The sequence below is a fragment of the Frateuria sp. Soil773 genome (genome assembly GCF_001428405.1).
Classification (GTDB): domain Bacteria; phylum Pseudomonadota; class Gammaproteobacteria; order Xanthomonadales; family Rhodanobacteraceae; genus LMSL01.
On sequence record NZ_LMSL01000041.1, the window covers coordinates 627,037 to 638,001 of the forward strand.

Below are 10,965 nucleotides of genomic sequence, written 5' to 3' on the forward strand. Positions count from 1 at the left end.
GGGTCTGCTGGACGCAACCTCGTTGACGCCGTCGTCGCGGTCTCCTGACTCCGGACGCATGCTTGCGCGCCCAGCCGGCCCGACCGCCGCGTACCCGCTGGCATCGAACGCAAGCCGGAGCACACTGGATGTACGAGCTCAAATCCTCTGAATTCTTCGACGCGCCCCCGAGCCGGCCGATGCCGCCGCCGGGCACGCAGGTCAGGACGGTCGACCTGCAGCCTGGCCTGGCCGTCTCGCTGGTGGCCTTCGATGCCCGGCACGACCTGCAGGCGACCGCGGTGGAAGACAGTGCGCGCATCCACTTCAGCTCGCTGCTGCGCGGCGAGACGCACGTGCGCTACGAGAACCGCAGCTTCGACCTGGACCAGGACAGCGTGCTCGCCACGTTCGCACCGGGCAAGCGCTTCGAACTGGGCTTCAGCGCCGACTGCTGCAACATCGAGCTGCGCATCACCCCGCAACTGCTCAGCCAGCTCGCCGGCGAGGAGTCCGAACGGCTCAGCCTGCGCCAGGGCAGCGATTTCTGCCTGTTCCGCAACCGCAGCAACCAGCGCATCCGCGACGCCGCCAGCCGCCTGGAGAAACTGCTGAACGAGGCCAGCGCGCCCGCCCTGCTGGTGCATTCGGCCGCGCTGGAATTCCTCGCCTGGCACCTGAAATCGCTGCGCCCCGAACCGATGGAAGCCGACATCTGCCGGCGCGAGCGGCGGCAATTGCTGGCCGCGCGCGAGCGCCTGCTGAGCGACCTCAGCGACGCCCCCACCATCGAGCAGCTCGCGCGCGAGACCGGGCTCAACCAGCTCAAGCTCAAGCGCGGCTTCAAGAACCTCTTCGGCATCAGCGTCTACGCCATGTTCCAGCGTGAGCGCATGGGCCGCGCGCAACGCCTGCTGCAGCGCCACAGCGTGACCGAGACCGCCTCGCTGCTGGGCTACAGCAACATCAGCCATTTCAGCACCGCGTTCCGCAAGCAGTACGGCGTGCTGCCGCGCGAAGCGAGGCGCGGCGCGCTGGAGTGACGCGGACGGGGAAAGCCGGGAGCGGCCGGGCGCCCATGGCGATCACCCGCAGGCGCTCCCGGCGCCTGTCCGAAATCACCGCCGGGTGCGCATCGGCACCGAGCATTCGCGCAGCGCGTCGGGTCCGGGCCACCCTGCCTGCGGCAGCCACGATGCGCGAGCCGGTGCCGGCTCAGGCGCGTCCGGCATGGCCCCGGTCGTCATCCGGGCCGGGCGTCCGTTCCGTCCCTTCCTGCTCCCGCCACAGTTCCACGTAGAGGCCGTTCGCAGCGAGCAGTTCCTCGTGCGTGCCGCGCTCGCGCAGGCGGCCCTGTTCGAGCACCAGGATCTGCTCGGCATGGCGCACCGTGTGCAGGCGATGCGCCACCACGATCACCGTGCGGCCGGCCACCAGCCGCGACAGCGCCTGCTGGATCTCGTGCTGCGATTGCGGATCGACCGATGCGGTAGCCTCGTCGAGCAGCAGCACCGGGGCATCCTTCAGCAGGGCGCGGGCGATGGAGAGGCGCTGGCGTTCGCCGCCGGACAGCCGCTGGCCGTTCTCGCCCACGCGCGTGGCGTAGCCGTCGGGCAACCGCCGCACGAAGCCGTCGCAGCAGGCCGCGCGGCAGGCCGCGATCACCTCCTCGTCGCTGGCGCCGTCGCGGCCGATGCGCACGTTCTCCATCACGCTGCCGTCGAACAGTTGGACGTCCTGGAACACGAACCCGAGCTGTCCGTACAAGGTGTCGCTGCGCAGCTCGCGCAGGTCGACGCCTCCCAGCGTGATACAGCCCCGCTGCGGATCGTGGAAGCGCGCCAGCAGGTGCAGCAGGCTGCTCTTGCCCGCGCCCGAGGGGCCGACGATGGCGGTGACGCCGCCTTCGCCGGCACGGAAGGAAATGTCGTGCAGCACCGGCTCCGCGCCGTAGCCGAAGCTCACGCCGCGATACTCCACCGCGTGGCCCGCCGGCGGCTGCGCGCGCCGGCCCTCGCCCATCGCCGGCTCGTCCAGCAACCGCTGCAGGCGCGCCTCGCCCTGCACCATCGCACGCAGCTCGACGAGGTAGGCCGCCGCGTCCAGCAGCGGATCGAGCAGGCGGCAGGCGGCCAGCACGAACAGCAGCCAGGTCGCCTGCGCCAGCCCCTGCCGCACGGCCAGCATGCCCGCCGCCACCAGCAGGACCGGCAGCCCGCATTCCAGCACCAGCCGGTACGCCTGGATCGAGCCGCCGCCCCACGCCTCCGCGCCCATGCTGTGCCGGCGAAGCTGCACGAAGCGCCGGTCCAGCCGGCGCAGCCAGGCCTGCGCGCGATGGAACAGGCGCAGGGTGCGGATGCCGGTGACGAACTCGACCAGCAGGCCGCCGGTGTCCAGGAACAGCGCCTGCTTGCGCCGGCCGCGCGCGAGGAAGAACCGGTTGGCGCCGTTGAGGGCCAGCACCGCCAGCGGCAGGGTCGCCAGCAGCGCGAGGGTGAGTCGCCAGTCGATCCATGCCAGTGCCAGCGCGAACAGCAGCGGCACCGCGAGCGCCGCGAGCAGCTCGGCGGTGAGATGGGTGAACACGTCTTCCATCCGCTTGACGTCGTCGGTGACCACCGAGGCAAGCTGCCCGACACGCTGGCGGCCGAGCACGCCGGGCGGCAGGCGCTGCAGGTGGTCGATCAGGCGGCCGCGGTAGGCGATGGTCAGCGCATAGCTGCCGAGGAAACTGCTCATCTGGCTCAGGTAGGAGAACACCATCTGGCCGGCCAGCAGCACGCCGAGCCACAGCACCGGCGTAAGCCAGATGCGCCCTGCGCCTGCCGCGTCCCCCGGCGCCATGGACCGGGCCAGCCAAAACCACGCCAGGAAATACGGCGCGATGGCGAAGGCCCGCTCGCACACCCGCAGCGCCAGGCCGGCGTGGATCTGCGCGGCCGAGTGGCCGCTGGCGCGGACGACGCGCAGGCAGGCGCGGACAAAGTCAGGCATCGGCCGTTTCCTCCATGGACGGATTCGCGGCGGCGCGGATGGCCCAGCCATCGTCCTGCTCCTGAGCCCGCCACTGTTCCCGATACGGCCGGCAACGTTGCAGCAGCGCCGCATGGTCGCCGGCATCGACCAGCCGGCCCGACTCCAGCACCAGGATCTGCGCGGCGTCGCGCACGGTGTACAGGCGGTGCGCGATCACCAGCAGCGTCTTGTCCGGGCAGCCCTCGCGCAATGCCCGGTAGAAGCGCCGCTCGGTGCGGCTGTCGGCGAACGCGGTGGCCTCGTCCAGCACCAGGATCGGCGTGTCGGCGAGCAGGGCGCGGGCGATCGCGATGCGCTGCCGTTCGCCGCCGGACAGCCGCGCGCCGCGTTCGCCCACCGGCGCATGCCACCCTTCCGGCAAGGCATCGACGAACGCCTCCGCCTGCGCGATGCGCAGGGCGGCGCGCACCCGCGACTCGTCCGCGTCGGGGCAGCCCAGCCGCAGGTTGTCGAGCAGGCTGCCGCGGAACAGGAACGCCTCCTGCGTCGCCACGGCGATCAGCCCCGCGCGCTGCGCCTCGCCGATCTGCGCCAGCGGCACGCCGCCGACGGCGATGCTGCCGCGCTCCGGCACGATCAGCCCGCCGAGCAGGGCGGCCAGCGTGCTCTTGCCCGCGCCGGAAGGCCCGACCAGGGCGGTCATGCGACCGGCGGGAACGGTGAGCGAAAGCTCGCGCAGCACCGGCGCGCCGGCGTAGCCGAAGCACACGCCGTCGAAGCGCAGGCTGGCCTCGCCGATCGCCACGCGGGGCACGGCCGCAGGTTCGCGCATCGCCAGCAGCGGCTGCATGCGCGCCACGCCGTCGAGGATCTCGCGGATCTGCGCCTGGAAGCGCATCAGCTTGAACAGCGGCTTGAGCATGCCGCCGCCCAGCACCAGCGCGAGCAGCAACTGCGCCAGGTCGATCCGCTGCCGCTGCAGCAGCCACAACCCCAGCGGCAGCAGGAACACGATGTTCGCATTGAGCAGCACCATGAACACCGACCAGCCCGGCACCACCCGCCGCGTCACCCCCCGGATCAGCGCGTGGTAGCGCGCCAGGGCGTCGCGCATCCGCGCGAACGAACGGGCGTCCTGCCGGAACGCCTTCATCACCGGCATGCTGCGCAGGTATTCGACCGATGCGTCGTTGAGGTCGCCCACGGCCTCTTGGTATTCGGCCATGCGCCGCTCCATGCCGCGCATCGCGATGGCCTGGAACGCGATCGCCAGCGGCAGCGTCGCCAGCGCGGCCAGCGCCAGGCGCCAGTCGATCGCCAGCAGCACCGCGGCCACCAGCAGCGGCGCGGCCAGCGCGGCGGCCATCTCCACCAGGTGATGGGCGATGAACTGCTCCAGTCGCTCGACGTCCTGCATCAGCAGCTTCTTCAGCGCGCCCGAGCCGTGCCGCTGCAGCCACTCCAGCGGCGCCCACGCCAGCCGCCGCGCGAGGAGCTGCCGCGTCTGCATCAGGATGCGGTACGCCGCGTCGTGGCTGAGGTAGTAGGCCAGCGTATAGAGCAGGTACTTGCCGGCCAGGGCGAGCGCGATCCAGCCGGCGAGTCGGTAGAAGGCGAACGCCGCGGCGCCTTCGGCCAGCAGCGTCACCGACCGGCACAGCCACACGTACGGGACCAGTTCCAGCACGGCGGCCAGGGCGGCGAGCAGCAGCGCCATACACAGCGGCAGGCGATGGCCGCGCAGCAGGCCGAGCAGGGTCGGCCAGGGCGCATCGACACGCGTTTTCGTCATGCTCGCGACCTCCGCGGTGGCAGTGGCCGCTGCGACGCGCGTCCACGGTACGGCCGCCGCGAACGCCGGCGACGGAAACCGGACCGGCGAGGCCAGGCCGCCGTGTTTCCGTCGTCCGCGCTCGCGGGGCCCGGCCCGACGTTGTATCCGCGCGAAGCGCGCCTTGCCGCCCGCATCGGTAGCGCGCTGCCCGTATCCGGACGATTTCGGCCGGCCCATGGCGCAAGCCGCCGGCTCCGTCACGTTTGCGAACAAGAATGCCGATACGGGCAACGCCATCCGCTTTCGGGCAGCGGTCGCGGCGACGGTCGATAACGATTCGCATTCGATCATCGATGCAGCGATGGGCTGCGCCCCAAGGAGTCCCAGATGGAATCGAGCGCGACCGGCTGGCCGGCCTCCGTCGTCGAAATCTACGAGCGCGCCGGTTACTGGCAGCCGCTCACGCTGGGGCAGCACCTGCGCGGATGGGCGGCGCAATACGGCGAGCGCATCGCGCTGATGGACGGCACCGTGCCATGCAGCTACGCCGGGCTCGACCGCCGCGCCGACCGGCTCGCCGCCGGCTTCGCCGGCCTGGGCATCGGCCGCGGCGACCGCGTGCTGCTGCAACTGCCCAACGGCACGGGGTTTGTCGTCGCGCTGTTCGCCTTGTTCCGGCTCGGCGCGATACCGCTGCTGGCCATGCCTTCGCAGCGATTGAGCGACCTCGACGGCCTCTGCGCGCTGGCCGAGCCGGTGGCCTGCATCGTGCCCGACCGCTTCCTGGGCTTCGACCACCGCGGCATGGCCGAGGCGCTGCAGGCCCAGCATCCCGGCATGCGGCACCTGATCGTCGACGGCGACGCCGGTGGCCACCTCGCGCTGGATGCGCTTGAGGCCGAGCCGCTGGATCTCCTTCCCGCGCCGCATCACCGCGACGTCGCCCTGCTGCTGCAATCCGGTGGCACCACCGGCACGCCCAAGCTGATCCCGCGCACGCATGCGGACTATGCCTACAACGCCCGCGCCTCCGCCGAGCTGTGCGGGCTGGATGCGGACACCGTCTACCTTGCCGCGCTGCCGATCGCGCATAACTTCCCCCTGGCCTGCCCCGGCCTGCTCGGCACGCTGTCGGTCGGCGGCCGCGTGGTGATGGCGCGCACGCCGGGCAGCGACGAGACCTTCGCGCTGATCGCGCGCGAGCGCGTCAACGTGACCGCCCTGGTGCCGCCGCTGGTCCAGTTGTGGCTGCAGGCGCGCGAATGGGACGACGCCGACCTGTCCAGCCTGCGACTGCTGCAGGTCGGCGGCGCGCGGCTGGAACCGGCGCTGGCGAAACGGATCGCCCCGGAGCTGGGCTGCCGCCTGCAGCAGGTGTTCGGCATGGCCGAGGGCCTGCTCTGCTACACGCGCCCGGACGATCCGGACGAGGTGGTGCAGAACACCCAGGGACGCCCGCTGTCTCCGGAAGACGAACTGCGCATCGTCGATGCGCAGGGCCGCGGTGTGGCGCCGGGCGAAACCGGCGAACTGCTGGTCCGCGGCCCCTACACCATCCGCGGCTACTACCGCGCCGCCGCGCACAACGCGGTCGCGTTCACCGCCGACGGCTACTACCGCTCCGGCGACCTGGTGCGGCGCACCGCCGACGGCAACCTGGTCGTCGAGGGCCGCCTGAAGGAGCAGATCAACCGCGCCGGCGAGAAGATCGCCACCGCCGAGATCGAGCAGCACCTGCGCGAGCATCCGCGGATCCGCGATGCGGTACTGGTCGCGGTGCGCGACGCGCAGCTCGGCGAGCGCAGCTGCGCCTTCGTCCTCGCCGCGGGCGACGCGCCGGACCTGCGTGAGTTGCACGACTTCCTGCGCCAGCGCGGACTGCCCCGGCACAAGCTGCCCGACCAGCTCGAAACCGTGCGCGCCTGGCCGCTGACCACGGTGGGCAAGATCGACAAGCGGAGGCTGGCGGCGCAGGCGTTGCAGGTGGTCGCCAGCGCGCCGCGCGCACGCTATCGCGAGCAGGCGCTGGCGACCGCCACCGCGCCGCTGGAGCTGGCCGCGCGCATCGCGCGCGCGCTGGACGGCGAGCCGTTCACCGTCTACGAGCGCGACGGCGAATGGTCGATCGGCATCGGCACGGCCGCCGAGATCACTGTCGATGCGCAGCAGGTCCGGCTGGACCACGACGGGGAACGGCGGCACTGGCCGGTTACCGATTTCGCGGCCGCCATGAAGCAGGCGCTGGACACGCTGCCGATCGACGGCTGGCGACTCTACGGCACCGCCCACTTCGAGCTGGCGCGGCTGTTCCACGGACTCGGCCTGGACGACACCCAGGCGCCGCTGCTGCGGCTGGCCGTGCCCGCGGTGGAGATCCGCCTGCGCCAGGATCGCGCCATGCTGCGCGCGCTGGACGAGTCATCCTTGCCGGGCTGGGCCGAACGGCTGGCCCGGCTCGACGCCCTGCCGGCTGGCGACATGGACGCCGAAGCCGGCACCGTCAGCGTGGACGTGCGCGACGCCGACGCCGCGCCCTACCGGCAGCGCGTCGCCGCCGCGGTGCGGCAGATCGATGCGCGCGAGTACCACAAGGTGATCCTGTCGCGCCGGGTGCCGCTGGCCGCGCCGGTGGATGTGGCCGCCAGCTACCTGGCCGGGCGGCGCGCCAACCAGCCGGCGCGCTCGTTCCTGCTCGGCCGCGACGGTTTCCACAGCGCCGGCTTCAGCCCGGAGACGGTGGTGGAGGTGTCCGCCGACGGCCGCGTCAGCACCCAGCCGCTGGCCGGCACCCGCGCGCTCGGCGCCGACGACGCCGAGGAGGCGCGGCTGCGCCGGGACCTGCTCAACGATCCCAAGGAAATCGCCGAGCACGCGGCATCGGTAAAGCTCGCCTTCGAGGAACTCGGCCTGGTCTGCGCGCCCGGCAGCATCCAGGTGAGCGAGTTCATGGACGTGTGCCGGCGCGGCAGCGTGCAGCACCTCGCCTCGCGCGTGCAGGGCCGGCTCGGGCCGGGACGCAGCGCGTGGGATGCGTTCCGCGCGCTGTTCCCCGCCGTCACCGCGTCGGGCATTCCCAAGCGCGAGGCGATCGAGGCGATCGGGCGCCACGAGCCGTCGCGGCGCGGGCTGTACAGCGGCTGCGTGATGATCGCCGACAGCGACGGCGCGCTGGACGCTGCGCTGGTGCTGCGCTCGGTCTACCAGGATCGCGGGCAGGCGTGGTTGCAGGCGGGCGCCGGCGTGGTGGCGATGTCCACGCCCGAGCGCGAGCTGGAGGAAACCTGCGAGAAGCTCGCCAGCGTATCGCGCCACCTGGTCCGCGGACGGGAGCGCGCATGAGCGGCGCGGCATCCGTGGCCGAGCCCGCGGCAAGCGCCGAGGCCGACGACATCCTGGCACCGGCGCAGGTGCGCGCCCAGGTGCAGGCCCTGCTGACCGAGCCGGGCGCGGCGCCGGGCGACGACGAGCACCTGATCGAGCTGGGCCTGGATTCGCTGCAACTGATGCGCCTGGTGAACCAGTGGCGCAAGGCCGGCGCCGCGGTCAGCTTCGCGCAGCTCATCGAGCGCCCCTGGCTGGGCGCATGGTGGCCGCTGCTGGTACGCGACAGCCCGGCGCCGACGGCCGCCACGGCGGCGCCGGCAACGGCATGCGACACCGCCGCACCCTTCGCGCTCACCGACGTGCAGCATGCCTACTGGATCGGCCGCGGCGACGAGCAGGTGCTCGGCGGCGTCGGCTGCCATGCCTACCTCGAACTCGACGGCGGGCGGATCGATCCGCCGCGCCTGCAACAGGCCTGGTCGCGCTTGCTGCGGCACCACGGCATGCTGCGCGCCCGCTTCGACGGGCAGGGGCGGCAGTCGATCGCGGCCGCGCCCGCCGACGACGCCGTGGCCGTGCACGACCTGCGCGCGCAAACGAGCGACGCGGCGGAACGCGCCCTGCTCGGCATCCGCGAACGCCTGTCGCACCGGCGCCTGCGGGTCGAGCAAGGCGAGGTGGCGGGGCTTGCGCTGAGCCTGCTGCCCGGCGGCACGACGCGATTGCACCTGGACGTGGACCTGCTGGTAGCCGACGTGCAGAGCCTGCAGATCATCCTGCGCGACCTCACTGCGCTGTACGCGCACGGCGCCGCGCCCGCCGCGCCGGCGGACTGGCACTTCGGCCGGCACCTCGATGCGCAGGCATCGCGCGGCAAGGACGCGCTTGCCAAAGCCAGGGACTATTGGCGCAAGCGCCTGCCGGACCTGCCCGGCGCGCCGGGCCTGCCGCTGCGGCAGACACCGGAAACGATCGCCTCGCCACGCTTCAGCCGGCGCAGCCACCGGCTCTCGCCCGACGCGTGGAACCGCCTGCGGCGGCATGCCGCCGCGGCGCAGGCGACGCCGGCGATGACGCTGGCCGCGGCCTATGCCGAAGTGCTCGCCGCGTGGAGCGGTACGTCGCGCTTCCTGCTCAACCTGCCGCTGTTCGACCGCCACGGCGACACGCCGGGGCTGGACGAGGTCGTCGCCGACTTCACCAACCTGCTGCTGCTCGCAGTCGATTGCAGCGAACCGCTGCCGTTCGCCGGGCGCGTGCGCGCCTTGCAGGTGCAGTTCCATGCCGACGTCGCGCACGGCGCCTATTCGGGCGTGCGCATCCAGCGCGACCTGGCCCAGCGGGGCGACGGCGAGCGCAGCTTCGCGCCGGTGGTGTTCGCCTGCAATCTCGGCACGCCGCTGCTCGACGAGTGCACGCGGCGCGCCCTCGGCGAACTCGGCTACATGATTTCGCAGACGCCGCAGGTGTGGCTGGATCACCAGGTCTACGAAATGGACGGCGGGCTGCTGCTGGCCTGGGACGCGGTGGATGCGCTGTTCCCGGACGGCCTGGTCGATGCGATGTTCGCGGCCTACATCGGCCTGCTCGAACGACTCGCCGCCGATGCCGACGCCTGGCACCGTCCGCTGCCCGCCCTGCTNTGCCGTGCGCGACGCCGCCAACGCCACCGACCGGCCGATCCCGCCGCGCACCCTGCACGAACGCATCCTCGCCGTGGCTGCGGCGCAACCCACGCGACCCGCGCTGATCGACGGCGCCAGCGGCCGCGTGGTCGACTACGCCACGCTTGCTCATCGTGCCCTGCAGGTCGCCACCTTGCTGCAAGTCCACGGCGTGCAGCCGGGCGACCCCGTCGCTCTTTCCCTTCCGCGCGGTAGCGATGCCGTCGTCGCCGTGCTCGGCATCCTTGCTGTCGGCGCCTGCTACGTCCCCATCGGCCTTACCCAGCCTGCCGCACGGCAGCAACGTATCCATCGCACCGCCGGCATCCGCCACGTACTCACCGATGCCGGACATGCGTCGCAGATCACTACCGCGATAGCCATCGACATCGCGGACGCGGTTACGCATGCACCGCTGTCTATGCCGGTCGCTGTCGATCCCGATGCTCTCGCCTACGTGATCTTCACCTCCGGCTCCACCGGCGAGCCCAAGGGCGTCGAGGTCAGCCACCGCGCCGCCGCCAACACCCTCGACGACCTCAACACGCGCTACCGGGTCGGGCCGCAGGATCGCGGCCTGGCCGTCTCCGCGCTCGACTTCGACCTCTCCGTCTACGACCTGTGCGGCCTGCTCGGCGCCGGTGCATCGCTCGTGCTGCTGGACGAGGCCGACCGGCGCGACGCTTCCGCCTGGCTGCGCTACATCCACGACCATCGCGTCACCGTGTGGAACAGCGTGCCGGTGCTGCTGGACATGCTGCTGGTGGTCGCCGCGGGCGACGGCCGCCCGCTGCCGCTGCGCCTGGCGATGGCTTCCGGCGACTGGATCGGGCTGGATCTCCCCGCGCGCNGGCGGCGATCTGGTCGAACCTGTGCGAGGTCACCGCGCCGCTGCCCGCGCACTGGCGTTCGATTCCGTATGGCCGTCCGCTCGCCAACCAGCGCTACCGCGTGGTCGATGCCCAGGGCCGTGATTGCCCCGACTGGGTGCCCGGCGAGCTGTGGATCGGCGGCGCCGGCGTGGCCGAGGGCTACCGCGGCGCACCCGACCTTACCGCCGAACGCTTCGTTCGCCACGAGGGCCTGCGCTGGTATCGCACCGGCGACCTCGGCCGTTACTGGCCCGACGGCACGCTGGAGTTCCTCGGCCGGCGCGACCAGCAGGTGAAACTGCGCGGCCACCGCATCGAGCTGGGCGAGATCGAGGCGGCCCTGCTGGCGCAGCCGGGCATACGCCAGGCGGTG

Annotated in this window: 4 protein-coding genes; 2 read left to right on the top strand and 2 right to left on the bottom strand. The window is 72.3% G+C overall.

Annotated features, from left to right (window positions below):
• Nucleotides 1-128: 128 nt before the first annotated feature.
• Nucleotides 129-1,022, top strand: coding sequence for an AraC family transcriptional regulator (locus tag ASG87_RS18490; RefSeq protein WP_056008710.1), 894 nt, complete (start codon nucleotides 129-131; stop codon nucleotides 1,020-1,022).
• A gap of 172 nt (nucleotides 1,023-1,194) precedes the next feature.
• Here the strand turns inward: ASG87_RS18490 and ASG87_RS18495 are convergent, their stop codons facing one another.
• Nucleotides 1,195-2,976: an ABC transporter ATP-binding protein gene (locus tag ASG87_RS18495; protein ID WP_056008713.1), complete on the bottom strand. Its 1,782-nt coding sequence runs from the start codon at nucleotides 2,974-2,976 to the stop codon at nucleotides 1,195-1,197.
• Nucleotides 2,969-4,750 carry an ABC transporter ATP-binding protein gene (locus ASG87_RS18500; RefSeq protein ID WP_056008715.1) on the bottom strand — a complete coding sequence of 594 codons (1,782 nt, stop codon included), beginning with the start codon at nucleotides 4,748-4,750 and terminating at the stop codon, nucleotides 2,969-2,971. Before ASG87_RS18500 ends, ASG87_RS18495 begins: the two co-directional genes overlap by 8 nt.
• Before the next feature lie 369 nt (nucleotides 4,751-5,119).
• Between ASG87_RS18500 and ASG87_RS21280 the strand changes: the two genes are divergently transcribed.
• Entirely contained in the window at nucleotides 5,120-8,071 is a 2,952-nt protein-coding gene (locus tag ASG87_RS21280) for a salicylate synthase (RefSeq protein WP_056008718.1), read from the top strand.
• The last annotated feature ends 2,894 nt before the right edge of the window (nucleotides 8,072-10,965 follow it).